Here is an 18,655-nt window from a genome sequence, read left to right on the forward strand (position 1 = left end):
TCACCCGCTCATCCGCGGGTGAGCAGCGCGATCCACTGCTCGAGGTCGGGGGCGGAGGCGAGGTCCACGAAGTCGACCTCGACGCCGGCGCTACGCCACTGTTCCACGAGGGCCATCAGCCGGACGGAGTCGAGTCCCTGGTCGACGAGGCTCACCGAGGGGTCGAGTTCGTCGACGTCGATGTCCAGGATCCGGGCGGTGTCGGCGAGGACGGTAGTGCGATCGAGCATGGTGTTCTCCTTGTTTCGATGTGTGCAGGCGCTGTGCCCTGGTAAGCGGTGCCGGTGAGTTCTTTCGCGGCGACGACGACCTGCACCGTCTCCTGCCAGATCCGCGCGATCTCGGCGAGCGTGTCCGCGTCGATCACGTCCGCTGCGGCGGCGAACTCGCATTCCAGAACCGCGCCGTCCGGGGTGTCCTCGGTGATCGCGTCCACCTGCAGGACGTGGTCGAGCGGCATGTCCGGATCCACCGAACCCCCGATCGCAGCGGCGCCCGGTGCACCCGACCACGGGCTGCCCGACGCCTCGCCGAGCGTGAGCCGACCGAGGTAGTTGAAGACGACGGCCGGCGGCACGTACCGGGCGAAGCGGTCGCCGAAGTCCGGGTTCAGTCGACGCAGCAGGCCGAAGCCGATGCCGTTGTCGGGTCGTTCCCGCGACGCGCGGGCCACCGCACGCAGCACCGCGCCCGCGGCGTCGGTGTCCCGGGACGCGGACGCCACGTCGACCTCCGCCAGATCCACCGTCACCGGATACATCGACGTGAACCAGCCGACCGTGCGCGACAGGTCGGCACCGGGGACCACCTGCTCCTCCCGGCCGTGTCCCTCGAGGTCGATGCGGACCTGGTCGCCACCCCGGACCGACGCCACCGCGACGGCGAGGGCCGAGAGCAGGATGTCGTCGACGACGTTCGCGGCCAGGACCCGCTCGGTGACGTCGACGGGCAGTTGCACGCGGGTCGACCGGGTCGAGAGGACGGTGTCGCGTGCCGGGTCGAGCGGGCGCGAACCGAGCATCGGTTCGTCGGCGTCGACGGCACGCTGCCAGGCCGACCACGACGCGGTGATCCGCTCCGAGCGTGCCGCCTTCGCGAGTTCGTCCGCCCACACCCGGAAGGATGTGCCGCTCGACGACAGGGTCACCGTCTCCCCGCGTTCGGCCTGTTCGACGGCGTCGGCGAGGTCGGGGACGAGGATCCGCCACGACACGCCGTCCACCACGAGGTGGTTCACGACGATCAGGACGCGTCCGGCCTGCTGCGGCCCGAAGTCGAACCACACGATCTGCACCATCGTCCCGTTCTCGGGATCGAGTGCGGCGTACGCGTTCTCACGCTCCTCGTCGAACAACTCGTCCCAGTCCCGGCCCGTGGCGTCGACGCGCCGCACGGCTGCGGTGAGGTCGGGAACGGTCTCGGGGACCGTCCACGACGGCCGTCCCTCGTCGTCGATGCGGAAGGTCGAACGCAGCATCGGGTGGGCGGCCACGAGCGCCTCGACCGCGGTCCGCAGAACGCCGAGCGTGAGTCCGACCGGCGCGACGAGCAGGCGTGCCTGTGAGAACCGGGACAGGCCCGTCCACTGCTCGAGGGTGTCCCACACGATCGGCGTGACGGTCACCTCCCCCGTCGCCTCGCCGACGGCAACAGGGTGGGTGTCTCCCGTGTCGTCGTCCACGGCGGCCGCGAGCGCTTCCACGGTGCGCAGTTCGATCACCTGGCGGGTGGTGATCCACAGCCCGGCGGCCCGGACCTTCGACACGAGCTGGATCGAGACGATCGAATCGCCACCGAGCGAGAAGAAGTCGTCGTCGATCCCCACCCGGTCGAGCCCGAGCACATCCGCGACGAGATCGGCGAGGACCCGCTCGGTGCCGGTGCGCGGCGCACGCGCCCCGACCAGCGACGAGAAGTCCGGTTCGGGCAGGGCCTTGCGGTCCACCTTGCCGTTGGCGGTGACGGGGAAGGTGTCGAGCACCAGCACCACGGCGGGCACCATGTAGTCGGGCAGGCGCTCGGCGACCGCGGCACGGACCACCGCCGGATCGACGTCGCCGTCGGGGGTCACGTAGCCGACCAGGCGTGTCACGCCGCGACTGTCGGTGTGCGCGTCCACGACCGCGTCCCGCACCCCGCGCACCGCGGTCAGCGCGGCCTCCACCTCACCGAGTTCGACCCGGAAGCCGCGGATCTTGACCTGATCGTCGCCGCGGCCGAGGAATTCGAGCACGGGCCGGCCATCGGCACCACGCACCCGCCGGACGAGGTCGCCGGTGCGGTACATACGGGTGCCGTCGTCGGCGAAAGGATTCGGCACGAACCGCACCGTCGTGAGGTCGGGTCGGCCGAGATATCCGCGGGCGACACCGGCACCGGAGACGTACAGTTCGCCGACCACACCCATCGGGACGGGCCGGAGCATCGCGTCGAGGACGTACGCGCCGGCGCCGTGCACGGCCCGGCCGAGGCACGGTGTGTCGGCGTCGGTGACGGCCCCGATGAGAGAGTCCACGGTGCATTCGGTCGGTCCGTAGAGGTTGAAGGCGCGCCCGTCGGTCAGCTCCCGCAGTCGCTGCCACGACGCCGGATTGACTGCCTCGCCACCGAATCCGACGGAGGCGGGGCGGTGTCCGCTCTCGTACAGTCCGGCAGCGAGCATGCGGTCGAGGAAGGACGGGGTGACCTCGAGGAAGTCGAGTTCGTGCTCGAGCGTGTATGCGACCATCCGTTCGGGATCACGCATGGTGTCCTCGTCGAAGACGTGCACCGTGTGTCCGTCGAGCAGCCACAGGGTCGGCTGCCACGAGGCGTCGAAACCGAACGACCACGCGTGCCCGACGCCGACGGAATCGCGTCCGGACGCCGCTACGGTCGGGACGTAGAGATCCGCGCGGTGGCTCTCGAACAGGTTGAGCAGGTTCGCGTGCGTGACCGCGACACCCTTCGGCAGTCCGGTCGAACCGGAGGTGTAGATGACGTACACGCCGTTGTGCGGGCGCAGCGCACCGCGGCGGTCGGCATCCGTCAGTGGGGCGGTGGAGAATTCGCCGAGTTGCAGGTCGGGGTCGTCGAGCACCACGATCCTCGTGTCGCCTGCGATGGGGACGATACCGTCGAGAACCGAGGCGACCGTGACGATCACCTGTGGTCGAGAGTCGGACACCATGTGCGCCAGTCGATCCTGCGGATAGGACGGGTCCATCGGCACGTACACGCCACCCGACGAGATCGCCGCCGCGATCGCGACGACCATGTGCTCGGACCGCGGCAGCGCGAGTCCCACGACCGTCTCCGGTCCGACTCCGGCGTCGACGAGGAGCCGCGCGAGTCGCGCGGAGCGCCCGCCCAGTTCCGCGAACGACAGTGTCGTGCCGTCGGCAACCACCGCAGGTGCGTGCGGGGTGCGGGCGATCTGCCGCGCCAGGAGATCGGCGACGGTCGCCGCTCCGCTCGACGGGGCCGCGGGGGTCGTCGACCGGTCGCTGCGCAGACCGGCCCGCTCGGCGGTCGTGAGCACATCGAGTTGCGCCACGGTGCCGGGGTTCTCGGCGACGAGCTGGTCGAGGATGCGGACGAGGCGCTCCCCCAGTGCGGTGGCGTCGTCCTCGGTGAACAGATCGGTCCGGTACTCGAGGCCGAGGTGCAGTTCGTCCTCCAGTCCCGCGACCAGCACGAGCGGGAAGTTCGTGGCGTCCGAACCCCCGACCGATCCGACCCGCACGCCGCCGTCCCGTTGCGCCGCGCCGAGGGCGTCGCGGTCGACGGGGTAGTTCTCGAAGACGAGGAGGGTATCGAACAGTTCGCCGATCCCGACGGCACGTTGGATGTCGGCGAGACCGACGTACTGGTGGTCCATCACGCGGTTCTGGGTGCCGTGCGTGCGAGTGACGAGATCGGTGATCGACTCCCCCGCCTGCGTGCGGACGCGTACCGGGACGGTGTTGATGAACAGGCCGATCATCGATTCCACGCCCGGCACGTCGGGGACGCGCCCGGAGACGATCGCACCGAAGACGACATCGGTTCTGCCGGTGAGCGACCCGACGAGAAGGCCCCAGGCGGTCTGCACGAGTCCGTTGACCGTGACGCCCTGTGCGCGGCTCGCTTCGACGAGCCGCCGCGACAGCCCGTCGGGCACGGCGACCGTCAGTTCGGCGGGAAACTGCGGTCGCAGCGCCGTACCGGACGGTGTGACGAGGGTGGGTTCGTCCACGCCGTCGAGCAACTCGCGCCACACTTCGACACCGGCCGCGACGTCCTGTTCGCCGAGCCAGTCGAGGTAGTCGGAGAACGACACGACCGGCGCGAGTCCGGCGGCGGAACCCCCGGCGGCGTAGATCTGCAGGAGTTCCTGCACGAGCAGCGGGGTGGACCAACCGTCGGAGACGAGGTGGTGCATCGTGAACAGCAGTCGCGCACGCGTCGGTCCCGCGACCACCAGCGTGAAGCGCACCAGGGGTGCGGCCGCGAGATCGAATCTGCGGGTGCGGTCGGCGGCGAGCAGTTCCGCCACCCGCGTGTCGAGTTCGCCGGGCTCGACGGTCCCGAGATCGACGACCTCCCAGTGCGGCTCGGCGGCACGACGGACGACGCCGATCGGTTCGCCCGCTGCGCCGAGTCGATAGCCGGTGCGCAGAACGGCGTGCCGGTCGACGAGTGCACGCACCGAGCGCTGCATCGTGCCGGCGTCGACGCGGCCGTCGAGGGCGAGGTCGGTCTGCATCGTGTAGACATCGACACCCTCGGCGACACTGCCCGATCCCGACGGCTCGTCCAGTCCGGCCAGGAAGTACATGCCGCGCTGCAGGGGTGTCAGCGGCACGACGTCCTCGATGCCGTCCGGATTTTCGGCGTGCAGTGCGAGCACCTCGTCGACGGACAACCCGGACGCCGTGAGCACCGACGGCACGGGGACGCCCACGGCACCGCCGGAGACCGTGTCGGTGAGAAGGTGCAGTGCCGCGAGCCAGCGCTGCCCGATCCGGCGGGCCCGATCGGCGTCGAGAGCACCGGTGGCGTAGGTGAACACCGCCGAGAGAGCGGGTCCGTCCGGTCCGTCCTCCGTGATCGCGTTGACGTCGAGGACGTGGTCGAGGGGCATGGCCGGATCGACGGAACCACCGAGCGCGGCCGCCTCGGGTGCGGCCGACCACGCGGAGTCGGCGGTATCGCCGAGGGTCATCCGGCCGAGGTAGTTGAACATCACCTCCGGGGTCCGGTAGCCATCGAAGCGGTCGCGGTCGTCACCGAGGAAACGCAGGAGACCGAAGGAGATTCCGTTGTCGGGAATGCGTTTCAGCGATTCGGTCGCGTGGGCGACGGCCCGGAGCGGAGCACCGCCGTCGAGTGCACGGTCTCCGCCGAGTTCGACCGTCACGGGGTACAGGGAGGTGAACCATCCGACGGTACGCGACAGGTCTGCACCAGGCACGATCTGTTCCTCGCGTCCGTGACCCTCGAGATGCACTCGCAGGGCGGATCCGCCGCAGACGTCGGTGACGGCGAGTGCGAGGGCCGCGAGCAGCACATCGCCGGTGCCGATACCGAGGGCGGACGGCACCGCGGTGAGGATGCGTTCGGTGACGTCGACCGGTACGTCGATCTCGACGGACGCCGAGGTCGACACGATGTCGCGCTGCGGGTCCAGGGCGCGGCTTCCCACCGCGGGCGAACTCTCGGCGGCGAGGGCGGATTCCCAGAGCGGCCACGATCCGGTGATCCGCTCGGACGAGGCCGCTTCGACGAGCGATTCCGCCCACTCCCGGAAGGACGTCCCGGTGTCCTCCGGCGCTGGCGTCTCCCCGCGGGTGGCCGCGGAGACGGCACCGGCGAGGTCGGGCACCAGGATCCGCCACGACACGCCGTCGACGACGAGGTGGTGCGCGACCACGACGATCCGTCCGGCCTGCTGCGGTCCCGGGTCGAGGAAAACCACGCGGAGCATCACCCCGGCTTCGGGGTCGAGTGCGTCGACAGCCTCCGCCGACGCTTCAGCGATGAGGTCGTTCCACGAAATTTGTTCCGTGGTCGAGTGATCCACTCGCCGGACGAGCGTCGCGGCCTCCGGGATGTCCTCGGGCACGATCCATGTCGCACCGCGACGAGTACGCCCCGACGGTCCCGAGTCGCCGACGGTGAACCGCGAGCGCAGCATGGGGTGGGCCGCGAGCAGTGCCCGCACACCCGTGACCAGATCCGTCTCCCGCAGGCCGACGGGGGCGACGAGCGTCCGGGACTGGGTGAATCGGCGCAGCAAGTCGAACGATCCGGACGCGAGGGATTCGTGCACGATCGGCGTGACGGGCACCGGGCCGGTCGCCGCCGTCCGGGCTCGCCGGGGTTCCTCGGCGGGTGCCTCGCACGCTGCGGCGAGTGCGGCTGCGGTGCGCAGTTCGAAGACCTGACGGGCGGTCACGCGCAGGCCGGCCGCGCGTAGACGCGACACGAGTTGGATGGAGACGATCGAATCGCCCCCGAGGGTGAAGAAGTCGTCGTGGACACCCACGCGGTCGAGGCCGAGGACGTCGGCGACGGTGGCGCACAGCGTCCGCTCGGTCTCGGTGCGCGGTTCGCCGGCACCCGCCAGGGACGAGAAGTCCGGTTCGGGCAACGCCGTCCGGTCGACCTTGCCGTTGGCCGTGATCGGAAGGACGGGAAGAGCGACGAGCACCGCCGGGACCATGTAGTCGGGCAACCGGTCGGCGAGCGCGGCCCGCACCTCAGCGGTGTCGGGTCCGTCGCCGACGATGTACCCGACGAGGCGGGTGGTCCCCCGGTGGTCGGTGTGTGCGACCACCACGGCGTTCCGCACGGCCGGATGCGCGGTGAGCGCGGTCTCGATCTCGCCGGGTTCCACTCGGAATCCGCGGATCTTGACCTGGTCGTCGTCGCGGCCGACGTATCCGAGTGTGCCGTCGTCCGTCCAGCGCACGACATCACCCGTGCGGTACATGCGGGCACCCGCGACCCCGTAGGGATCGGCGACGAAGCGTGCTGCGGTCAGGTCGTGGCGGCCGAGATATCCGCGGGTGACACCGTTTCCGGAGACGTACAGTTCACCGGCCACTCCGATGGGCACGGGACGCAGCCAGTGGTCCAGGACCCGCACGCTCGTCCCGGGAGTGGGACCGCCGATCGTCACGGTGTCCCCCGCGATGTGCGCGGAAGTCGCATCGACGGTGCATTCGGTGGGTCCGTAGCAGTTCGTCGCCACCACGTCGCTCGCGGTGAGTCGCTGCCACAGCGCGGTGCTCACCGCTTCGCCGCCCACGGTGACGATCGCGGGAACGTGCCCACCCGGTTCGAGGAGACCGGCGTCGAGCAGGCGGTTCATGAGCACGGGCACGGTGTCGACGTAGTCGATGCCGTGAGTGCGCACGTAGTCGACGATGCGGTCGACGTCGGCACGGTTGTCGTCGGGAAGCACATGCAGCACATGGCCTTCGAAGAGCCAGGTGAGCGCGGCGACCGCCGAGTCGAAGGCGAACGGGTAGGTGAGCAGGACGTGCCACTGCCCGTCGCGCGGCGCACGACCGGCGGCGTGCATGGGCCCGGCGGCCTGTGCGGCGTGCAGGTCGGCGAGATTGGCGTGCGTGACGGCCACGCCCTTCGGCAGACCCGTGGAGCCGGAGGTGTAGACGACGTAGGCCAGATGATCCGGGCGGAGCGGAGCGCGCCGGTCCGCGTCCGTGAGCGGAGCCGACGACAGCGCCGACAGTGTGGACTCGACATCCGGGTCGTCGAGGACCAGCACGTCGACCCCGTCGAGCACCTCACCGAGACCCGCGCGCACAGCGTCGGTGGTGATCACCAGACGCGGTGCGGCATCGGTGATCATGTGCTTCAACCGGTCGGCGGGATAGGACGGGTCGAGCGGCAGATAGGCGCCTCCGGCGGTGAGGACGGCAACGATCGCGTCGACCATGGCGCCGGTCCGGGAAAGCGCGAGACCGACCCGGTCGTCGGGTCGCACGCCGCGGTCGACGAGCAGCCTCGCCAGTCGCGCCGAGGCCGTGCCTAGTTCACCGAACGACGATTCCTGCTCACCGCACACCACTGCGGGTCGGTCGGTGCCGGTGGTGAACCGGTGCGCGAGCAGGTCGGCGACGGTGCCGCTCGACGGTGCGGCGGGTGCGGTGGACCAGGTGCCCAGTACACGTTCCCGTTCCGAGGACGGCAGGACGTCGAGGTCGGCGACAGGCGCATCGGGCCGGGCACACAGGGCCTCGAGGATCGCGACGAGGCGGGCGCCCAGGGCGGCGGCCTCGTCCGCGTCGATCAGCGACGGGCGGTGGTCGAGCTTGACGACGAGCCGATCGGACATGCCGGCCGTGAGGACCAGCGGATAGTTGGTGGCGTCGCGTCCGTCGACGCCGGTGATCGTCACTCCCCCGGCGCGTTGCGCTCGCTCGAGGGCGTCGCGGTCGACGGGATAACTCTCGAAGACGGTGAGGGTGTCGAACAGTTCACCGATCCCGACGGCGCGCTGCACCTCGGACAGGCCCAGGTACTGGTGATCGACGGTGCGCGACTGCTCGAGCTGTACGCGTCGCAACAGTTCGGTGACGGTCGCGGCGGGATCGAGCCGCACCCGCACCGGAACGGTGTTGATGAACAGCCCGATCATCGATTCCACGCCGACGAGTTCCGGAGGGCGGCCCGAGACCGTCGCGCCGAAGACGATGTCGTCGCGGCCGAGCAGACCGGACAGGAGCATCGCCCACGCGGTCTGCAGCACCGTGTTGAGCGTGACGCCGCTCGCGCGGGTGAGCTCCGCGAGCTTCGCGCCGAGCCCGTCGGGGACCGGAACCTCGAGTTCGCCGCAGCGTTCCGACGAGCGGGTCGCTCCCGGCGGTGCCACGAGCGACGGCTCGCTCACACCGTCGAGCGCCTCCCGCCACAGCGACCGGGCGGCCTCGTGGTCCTGGCGCCCGAGCCACGCGAGATAGTCGCGGTAGGGGCGCACGGACGGCAGGCCCGACGCCGATCCCCCGGCGGCGTAGATCTCGAGCAGCTCGCGCACGATGATCGGGGACGACCAGCCGTCGACGACGATGTGGTGGGCGGTGAGCAGCAGGCGCACCTCGTCGGCGCCGAACCGCACGAAGGTCCAGCGAACGAGCGGCGGTTGCGTCAGGTCGAACCAGTCGTGCAGGTCGTCCTCGACGATCTGCTCGAGCCGGCGTTCCGCCTCGGCGCGTTCGAGACCGGACAGATCCTCGCTGCGCCAGGGATTCTCCACGCCCGACACGACGAGACCCGCCGTACGGCCGTCCTTACGGGGACGGAAGCACGTGCGCAGCGCCGGATGACGGTCGAGCAGCGCCTGCGCGGAGGCCGCCATCCGCTCCTCGTCGACCGCCCCCGAGAGTCGCACCACCGATTGCACCGTGTAGGCGTCGGGATCGGCCCCAGCCGTGTCGTCGGATGTCGAGCCGGTCGGCGCCGCAACGGTACTCAGGTAGAGCAGGCCCTGTTGCAGCGGCGAGAGCGGAACGATGTCTTCGAGCGCAGTGGAACGGGTCATCTGTCGCTTTCGGTATGGACGGTCATTTCGGGCACGGACGACGAACGGCCCCCGCGCCGGGACGTCGGGGGCCGTTCGGTCGGTGGTGCGGGGCGGGCCCGCAACAGCGACTACTCCTGGCTCTGGTTGGCCGGAAGTTTCGCCAACTCGGCATCGATGGAATCGAGTGCCAGCAGAGCGGTTTCGTAGGTCGCTGCACTGGAGTGCTTGACGGCGACGAGGTTGCCGGCCTTCACGGCGGGAAGATCCTGCCACAGCGGGGAGGCGAACAGTTCCTCCAGCTCGGGCGGCAACGAACCGTCGGCCTCGACACCGTAGACGATCACGTCGGCCTCGCCGAGGTTCTCGGGCAACTGCTCGACCGACAGGTACTCGGCGTGAACTCCCTCGGGATCGGTCGGCTCACCGAAGAAGTCGAACCCGAGATCGTCGAACAGGTTGGTGGTGTACGACGAGGCGTATTCGCGGGAGAACTCACCGGGCTCGGTACCGCACACACCGCAGACGCCGGCGAACTTCAGGCCCCCGAGCGAGTCGGCGTACTTGTCGGCGATCTCGGCAGCGCGAGCCTCGTACTCCTCCTTGAACTCCCCGTAGGAGTCGCTGACGTTCGCGGCATCGGCGTACTGCTCACCGAGTTCGCGCCACTCGCCCGGAACCGTGAGCCCGACGAAGACCACCGGGGCGAGCGCCTCGAGCTTGGCCACGTCGACCTGCTCCTGCACGCGGGCCGGGACGCCCATGATGATGAGGTCGGGATCTGCGGCGGTGACTGCCTCGTAGTTGAGCTCCGAGACGGCGCCGTCGGGAGCGACCTTCGGCAGCGCCTCGTAGGCGGCCAGGGTCTCCTCGTCCATGTTGTCGAGCTCGCGGCTCCACTCGCATACGGCGGCGAGGTTCGCGCCGGCCTGGATGAGCGGGAGGGTTGCGTAGCCGCAGGACACGATCCGCTGGGGGTCGGCCGGGATCTCGATGCTGCCGTTCTGCGCTTCGAAGGTGCGCGTCGCGGCGGAGTCGGTGCCGCTCTCCGCGCTGCTGCTGTCGCCGTCGCTCGAACATCCCACAAGTCCGACGGCCAGCAGGGCTGCCGCGCCGAGCGCCGCGGCGCCCCGCGCGCGCTTGCGTTCCAGAACGCGCATCGTTGTTCTCCCAGAGTCTCCCGCCGGGGCGCGTTGCCCCGGTCATGATTGGTTAGGCTAACCGAAAGAGACCGCCTCGCCAAGCGCTTCGTCCTCAGCCGAATTCGAGCGCGAAATCGTCGATCTCCGACTGGTCGAGGTCGTCGAGCGTGAGGTCGGACGGTGTGAACCCGCCCGCGTCCTCGTCCGACGCGTGCCCGGCGAGCGCACGCAGCGCCGCGATCCACTCGTCGGCCAACGCCGACACTCTCTCCGCAGGAACGAGATCGGGGCTGTACCCGAACATCCCGCGCAGCACCGGCTCGGCACCGGAATCGTCGGTGAGCACACCGATCTCGACGGCGTGCGCCACGGGCATGTCGGCTTCGGTGGCCCCACCGAGCGCCGAACCCTCCGGAGCACCGGCCCACGCCTGCCCTTCGGTCTCGCCCAGCGTGAACCGGCCGAGATAGTTGAATCCGATGTCCACAGCGCCGACGCTCGCGAGTTCCGGGCCGCCCACTGGGTCGAGATGCCGCAGCATCCCGAATCCGATTCCACTGTCGGGGATCTCCCGCAGCTGTTCCTTCACGCGTTTCAGAGCGTCACCCGCGCTCGCTCCGCCGGCATACGCGTCGGCGACATCGAGTCCCGCGACGTCCAGGCGCACCGGATAGAGCGTGGTGAACCACCCCACCGTGCGCGACAGATCCGCCCCCGGAACGGCCTGTTCCTCACGGCCGTGCCCTTCGAGGTCGACCGCGACCGCCCCTTCGCCGCACACCCGCGCGGACGCCAGCGCCAATGCTGTGAGCAGGACGTCCTCGACACCGGCGTGGAACCGCTCGGGAACGGTCGTGAGCAGCGCGTCGGTGAGCTCGGAAGGAACCTCGACCTGCACCCTCGCGGTTTCTGCCATGGTGTGCCGCGTGGGATCCGGATCACCGGACGCCAGACGCACGCGTCCCGCCGGGGCGAGGATGCGCCGCCACAACGACAATTCGGATCTGCGCGCCGGCACTCCGTCGAGCAGTCCCCGCGCCCAGCGGCGCAGCGACGTGCCTGCGCGCACCGGGGCGACACCGTCGACCGCACCGGCGAGATCGGGCACCAGGATGCGCCACGACACACCGTCGACGACGAGGTGGTGCACCGCGACGAACACCCGTCCCGGCGCGTCGGGACCGGCGTCGAAGAAGATCACGCGCACGAGCGCGCCGGCGGCGGGATCGAGTTCGGCATAGGCGATCCCGGTCGCGGCGACGATCGCCTCCTGCAGGTCGACCGAGTCCGAGACGTCCACGCGGGTCACGACATCGACGGCGTCGACGGAACCGACCGGGCGGACGTCGAGCACCCGTGCCTGCGGATCGAAGACGGCCCGCAACGCGTCGTGCGTGTCGAGCAGGGCCTGGACGCCGTCGGTCAGCCGGTCGAGCGTCAGCCCTGCGGGCGCGAGGAGCAGCCGCGACTGCGCGTAGCGGGCGTACGGTCCACCACGGTCGAGCATGTCGTGGACGATCGGAGTCGCCGGGACGTCCCCGAGTGCCGCCTCGACGTCGACCGTCCCGGGCCCGTCCTCGATCTCCGCGACGCGGGCGAGTCCCGCCGGGCTGCGGTGTTCGAAGACGTGCCGCGCGGTGAACCGGATCCCGGCGGCGCGCGCCGCGGACACCAGCTGGATGGACACGATCGAATCGCCACCGAGAGCGAAGAAGTCGTCGTCGGGGCCCACGGCATCGAGTCCGAGCACCGACGCCGTCAGCTCGCACAGGCGTTGTTCGAGTTCGTCCGCCGGCAGGCGACTCTCGGTGGCCGGCGTGAAGACCGGCTCGGGAAGTGCTCTGCGGTCGATCTTTCCGTTGCGGGTGACCGGGAGCTCGTCGAGCACGACCGTGACGGCGGGGACCATGTGGTCGGGCAGCCGGTCGGCGACGTACATCCGGAGGGTGTCGGGGTCCGTCGTTCCGGCCGCGTAGGCGACGAGCCGCTTTCGACCCGGTTCGTCCTCGCGGACCACGACCGCCGCGGCACTCACCGCGGGATGGCCGCCGAGCACGGTCTCGATCTCACCGAGTTCGATGCGGAAGCCGCGGATCTTCACCTGGTCGTCGGTGCGGCCGAGGTAGTCGAGCACCGGGCCGTCGGTGCCGGAGATCCTCCAGCGCACCAGATCGCCGGTGCGGTACAGGCGCTCGCCGCCGGTGCCGAAGGGGTCGGCCACGAACCGTCCCGCGGTCTGCGCGCTCCGGCCGAGATAGCCGCGGGTGACGTGCGGGCCGCCGACGTACAGTTCGCCGGGCACGCCCGGGGGCACCTGCCGCAGGTGCGCGTCGAGGACGTACACCCGGCCGCCGTGGATCGGCGTTCCGATGTTCGGGGTGCTGCCCGGGGTGAGTACGACGCCGGTCGCGTCGACGGTGCATTCCGTCGGACCGTACATGTTGCTCACGCGCACATCGGTTTCCGCAGCGAGCTGCGACCACAGCTCACCCGGTACCGCCTCGCCGCCGAGCACCATGGACTCGGGACGGTGCGGCGCGGCGGGGTCGAGGAGCCCCTCGGTGAGCAGGCGACCGGCGAGCACCGGACCGCAATCGAGTGCGTCGATGCGGTGCCTCCGGACGTACCGGACGATCCCCTCGGCATCGGCCATGAGGTCCTCGGCGAGCACGTGCACGGTGTGGCCGCCCAGCATCGCGAGGAGAGGCTCGACGGACGAGTCGAACGCGAAGGTGTAGCTCAGCAGCACGGTGCGTCGGCGCGTCGCGGGATCGCCGACGGTACGGGTGCGCACCGTCTCCCACAGGTTCACGACACCGCGGTGCGGTACCACCACACCCTTCGGGGTGCCGGTGGATCCGGAGGTGTAGACGAGATAGGCGGTGGTGTCCGGGTGCACGTCCGGCAGGTGCACGTCCGGGCCGGGGCCGGTGATCGATCCGGCCGCGTCGACGTCGAGCACGACGCCCACACCCGCGTCGCGGAGCATGAACTCGTTCCGGTCGGCCGGTTGCTCCGGGTCGAGCACCAGATAGGCCGCTCCCGACTTCCACACGCCTAGGATCGCCGCGACCAGCACGGATTCGCGCGGAAGACTCAGTCCCACGACGTCTTCGGGACCGATCCCGTTCGCGACGAGGTGACGGGCGATCCGGTCGGACCACGCATCCAGGTCACGGAAGGTCAGACGGCTCGACGACGTGACCAGCGCGGTCTCCTCGCCGTAGCGCTCCACGGTGCGAGCGAACAGTGCGGGCAGGCTCCGCGGTCCGGAGCGATCCGGGAGCGCGGTCGCATCACCGGCGCGCAACACCTCACGCTCGGAGGCGGTGAGCAGAGCGAGCTGCGAGAGCCTCGCGTCCCGATCGGCGCACACCGCGGCGAAGGCCCGCTCGACCCGCGCGGCGAAGGCCTCGGCGGACGACTCGTCGAACAGGTCGCGGGCGTACTCGACGCGCACGCACAAACCACCGTCGGATTCCTCGATGACGCCGAAGGTGAGGTCGAACATCGCGGTGTCGTTCGCGACGAACGACGGTGTAGGCGTCAGGCCGTCGAATCCCGTGATCGCCGGCGGGCTCTGGTACTGCACCATCACCTGGAACAGGGGGTGCCGGGCCGCGCTGCGCTCGGGGTTGAGGGTCTCCACGACGCGGTCGAACGGGACGTCCTGGTGCGAGTACGCCGCGACGTCGGTGTCCTTGATCCGGGCGAGCAGCTCCCGCACCGTGGGGTCGCCCGAGAGGTCGGTGCGCAGCACCACCATGTTGACGAAGAAGCCGACGAGGTCCTCGAGTTCGGGTGCGGGCCGTCCCGCGGTGGGCGATCCGAGCGGGATGTCCTTGCCCGCGCCGCTGTGCGACAGTGCGACCGCCACCGCCGCGTGCACCATCATGAACATCGTGGTGCCGGTCGTGCGCGCGGCCTCCCGGATCGTCGCCGCGCGGTCGGCGGGGATCCGGTGCTCGACACCGCCACCCGCGTAGGAGGCCACGGTCGGGCGCGGGCGGTCGACGGGGAGGTCGAGTTCGGCCGGGAGACCGTCGAGCTCCTTGCGCCAGAACGCGAGTTGCCGTGCGGAGAGCGAGTCCTCGTCGTCCTGGTCGCCGAGGAGTTCCCGTTGCCAGATCGCGTAGTCGGCGTACTGCACGGGCAGCGGTGCAGGCTCGTGGGAGTCGCCACGTACGTGCGCGGAGTAGAAGGTGCCGAGATCGCGCAGCAGCAGCGGCGTGGACAATTCGTCGCTCGCGATGTGGTGGGCGAGCACGAGCATCACGTGCTCGTCGGGCGCCATCGTGAACAACCGGATCCGCAACGGGATCTCGCGTTCGAGATCGAACGCGTGCCGGGCCTCGGAATGCAGGCGCCCGGTGAGCGCGTCGCGGTCGACGGCCTCGACCGCGAAGGGAACTGCGACCCCGGCAACTTCTTCCACTCCGCGCACCTGCTGCATCCCCACGCCGTCGCGTTCGACGAGAACGGTGCGCAGACTCTCGTGGCGCGCGAGCACGTCGGAGACCGCCTGCCGCAGTGCATCCGGGTCGATCGGTCCGTGCAGGTCCACCGTGATGGGGACGTTGTAGGTCGGACTGGGCCCTTCCATGCGGTACATGAACCACAGCCGCTGCTGCGCATACGACAGTGGTGCAAGGGACAGGGCCGCCGGATCGTTCTCACCGCGCGGGACGAGCGCCGGTCCGGCCGGAGCGGCGGTCGGGTGGTCTCCACAGTGCGCGGCGAGCGCGACGACCTGCGGATGATCGAAGACCGTCCGGATCGGCAACTCCACACCGAGCTCGTCACGGATGCGGGCGAGCAGTGTCGCGGCGCTGAGCGAGTGCCCGCCGAGCGCGAAGAAGTCGTCGTCCGCGCCCACCGTGTCGAGACCCAGGATGTCGGCGTAGATCCGGCACAGCGTCCGTTCGGTCTCGGTCTCCGCGACGCGGGACGAGACCATCGACGAGAAGTCCGGTTCGGGCAGCGCCGTGCGGTCGAGCTTGCCGTTGGAGGTCAACGGCATCTCGTCGAGGACGACGAGGGCCGCGGGAACCATGTACCCGGGCAGGAACTCGGCGACGAGACGGCGCGCCTCGACCGGTTCGGGCACGTCCTGCCCCACGAGATAGCCGACGAGCTGCGCAGCACCGGAGGGATCGGTGCGCACCACCGTCGCCGCACGGGACACGCCGGGGATGCGCAGCAGAGCGGCGTCGACCTCACCGAGTTCGATGCGGAATCCTCGGACCTTGACCTGGTTGTCGACCCGGCCGCGGTAGACGATGCGGCCGTCCTCGGTCCACTGCACGAGGTCGCCGGTGCGGTACAGGCGGGCGTACGGACCCGAGGAGTCCTCCGAGTACGGATTCGCGACGAACCTCGTGGCGGTGAGTGCAGGCGCGTCGAGATATCCCCGGACCACACCCGGCCCGGCCACGTACAGCTCACCTTCGGTTCCGGCGGGCACGGGTGCGAGTCCCGCGTCGAGGACGTGGACGCGCAGGTTGGCGACGGGACGGCCGACGACCGGTGTCTCGGCGTCGGCGACCTCCGCGACGAGGACGTCTACGCTGCACTCGGTGGGGCCGTAGAAGTTGAAGGCCGCACCCCGGCGTTCGCGCAGGCGGCTCCACAACCGCTCGGAGACGGCGTCGCCGCCGAAACCGAGGGTGGGCACGGTGCCGTCCGGGAACAGGCCGTCGTCGACGAACTGCTCGAGCCGGCTCGGTGAGAACTCGACGAAATCCCATCCCTCGTCGAGGGCGCGGCGTGCGAGTGCCGCCGGGTCGCGCTGAGTCGCCTCGTCGACGATGTCGACGGTGTGCCCGGCGAGCATCCACAGCAACGGCTGCCACGACGCGTCGAATGCGAGCGACCAGGCCAGTCCGAGGCGGACGGATTCGCGGCCGGCCTCGCGGGCGGCACGGGTGAACACCTGGGCGCGGTGGCTGTGGAACAGGTTGACCAGCCCACGGTGGGGTACGACGACGCCCTTCGGTCTGCCGGTGGAGCCGGACGTATGGATCACGTAGGCGATCGAGTCGGGTGTCAGCGGGCCGCGCTCCGAGTCGTCGAGCGGAGCGTCGGACACGGCGTCGAGGTCGAGATCCTCGAGCACGACGCGCTTCGGCACCCCCGTCACCTCGGCGACCCGGTCGTCGGTCGTGCGGGTGGTGAGGATGCAGACGGGGTCGGTGGAGCCGAGGATGTGGGCGAGGCGTTCGAGGGGCTGATCGACGTCGAGCGGGACGTAGGCGGCGCCGGTCTCGAGGACGGCGTGGATCGCGATCAGCGCGTCGACGGTGCGGGGCAGCGCGAGGGCCACCCGCGCGTGCGGCCGGCCGAGATCGAAGCTCGAGACGAGGTGGCGGGCCAGGCGGTGCACCCGCGCGCCGAACTGTGCGTAGGTGAGCGTCACATGGGCGTCCGCCGCTGCCGGTGCGTCGGGGGCCGCCTCGATCCTCTCCCGCAGCAGGTCGACGAGGGTCAGGCCGGGGTCGAACGGGATGTCCGGGCTGCGGCTCCAGTCGTCGAGGATCGTCCGTCGCTCGTCGGCGGTCAGGACGGACACCTGCGCGAGCGGGGTGTGCAGATCCCGCTCGGCCACCGAACCGAACAGCATCTCCAGCCGCTCGGTGTGGATCGTCAGATCCGCCTCGCTGTAGACGTCGGCGTCGACGTCGACGAACACTTCGAGTCCGGCACTGCCGTCGAGGGGCCGCACGGTGACCATGAAGTCCTGCAGGGGTCCTCGGGCGACCGAGTGCACGGCCGCACGCATGTCGCCGAACCGGAGCGAGTCGCCGAACGGTTTGACGTTGACCGACGGGCCGATGACGCCGCGGGATCCGGTCGGTAGTCGCAGGTCGCGCTGTATGTCCTCGGTGCGGTAACGATAGTGGTTGCGGCACAGCGTCACTCCGTCGCGCACCTGCGCGACGAGCTCGACGAGCGTGGCCGATGCGGTCGGATTCAGGCGCAGCGGAACGACATTGACCGCGGTGATCGGCACCCGCAGTGCGGCGCTGCCGAGCCGGTTCATGACGGGGAAACCGAGCGTGAGGTCCTCGCGGCCGGTAACTCCGCGCAGGTAGGCGGCGACGAGCGCGGTGACCGCGTCACCCCAACTCGCGCCGACCTCCTTGCCGAGAGCCACCAGACCGCGCTGCCGGTCGGCGTCGAGGGTGAAGCGCGTGCCACGGGAGCGCCGCGCGATGCCACCCGGGCCGGGCCGCAGGGCGACCGCTTCGTCCACGCCGTCGAGGTACGCGTTCCAGAAGTCACGGTCTGCGTCGAAGTCGGCCGAGTCGCGATAGTCCGATTCTTCCCGTATCACCGATTCGACCGAATCGAACCGTGCGGCAGCAACTTCCGTACCGGCGACCGCGGCGCTGTAGCGCTCGGCGATGCGCCGGTTGAACAGCGAGAACCCGAAGGCGTCGAGGACGATGTGATGGGCACGCAGGTAGAGCAGGACGTGATCGTCGGCGAGTCGCAGGACCGCGGCCCGGACGCACGGATCCACCGACAGGTCGACGGGCCGCTCGAGGTCGCGCGCCATCCACTCGTGGGCCGCCTGCCAGGGGTCCGCCGCGGAGGTGAAGTCGACGGTCGGGGCGAGATCGAGTGTGCGCGCACCGGGAATCCGGACGACTGTACCGTCGGCGAGGGTCTCGAACCCCGCGACCAGCACCTCAGCCTCGGATGCCGCCTTGGAAACCGCTGTGACCAGCGCTTCCTCGTCGACCGCGCCTCGCAGTTCGATGCATTCCGAGGTGTTGAACAGCGGGTTGTCGGGGTTCAGTTGCTGGGCGAACCATACGCCCGACTGTGCGCGCGACAGAGCGAGCCGTGAGGCGTCCGGTCCGGCTAGGGGCACTGGAGATCCTCTTTCCTTCGATCGAAACGATTGGCTGGGAACGGAATCCGCTGATGTGCGCGCTGCGGCGCCGGAGGGCACAGTACCAAAGGTTAGGCTTACCGTATATGTTGCTCAGTGATCATGTGT

The 18,655-nt window shown here is 70.1% G+C and carries 4 protein-coding genes; all 4 read right to left on the minus strand.

Annotation, left to right across the window (positions count from 1 at the left end):
- Nucleotides 1-8: 8 nt before the first annotated feature.
- The 4 genes from M3330_RS08435 to M3330_RS08450 all read right to left on the minus strand — a co-directional run bounded on the left by M3330_RS08435 (nt 9) and on the right by M3330_RS08450 (nt 18,526).
- Nucleotides 9-230 (minus strand): phosphopantetheine-binding protein, encoded by a 222-nt coding sequence (locus M3330_RS08435; RefSeq protein WP_006551840.1) that lies wholly within the window; start codon nt 228-230, stop codon nt 9-11.
- Nucleotides 152-9,529, minus strand: a complete 9,378-nt coding sequence (locus tag M3330_RS08440; protein WP_255028456.1) for a non-ribosomal peptide synthetase — start codon at nt 9,527-9,529, stop codon at nt 152-154. The genes M3330_RS08435 and M3330_RS08440 overlap by 79 nt, the downstream gene beginning before the upstream one ends.
- Nucleotides 9,530-9,639: 110 nt before the next feature.
- Nucleotides 9,640-10,668, minus strand: a complete 1,029-nt coding sequence (locus M3330_RS08445; protein ID WP_006551842.1) for an ABC transporter substrate-binding protein — start codon at nt 10,666-10,668, stop codon at nt 9,640-9,642.
- Between the two features lie 94 nt (nt 10,669-10,762).
- Nucleotides 10,763-18,526 (minus strand): non-ribosomal peptide synthetase, encoded by a 7,764-nt coding sequence (locus M3330_RS08450; RefSeq protein ID WP_255028459.1) that lies wholly within the window; start codon nt 18,524-18,526, stop codon nt 10,763-10,765.
- Nucleotides 18,527-18,655: the final 129 nt, after the last annotated feature.

It is taken from the genome of Rhodococcus sp. GA1 (genome assembly GCF_024321955.1).
Lineage (GTDB): Bacteria > Actinomycetota > Actinomycetes > Mycobacteriales > Mycobacteriaceae > Rhodococcus > Rhodococcus pyridinivorans.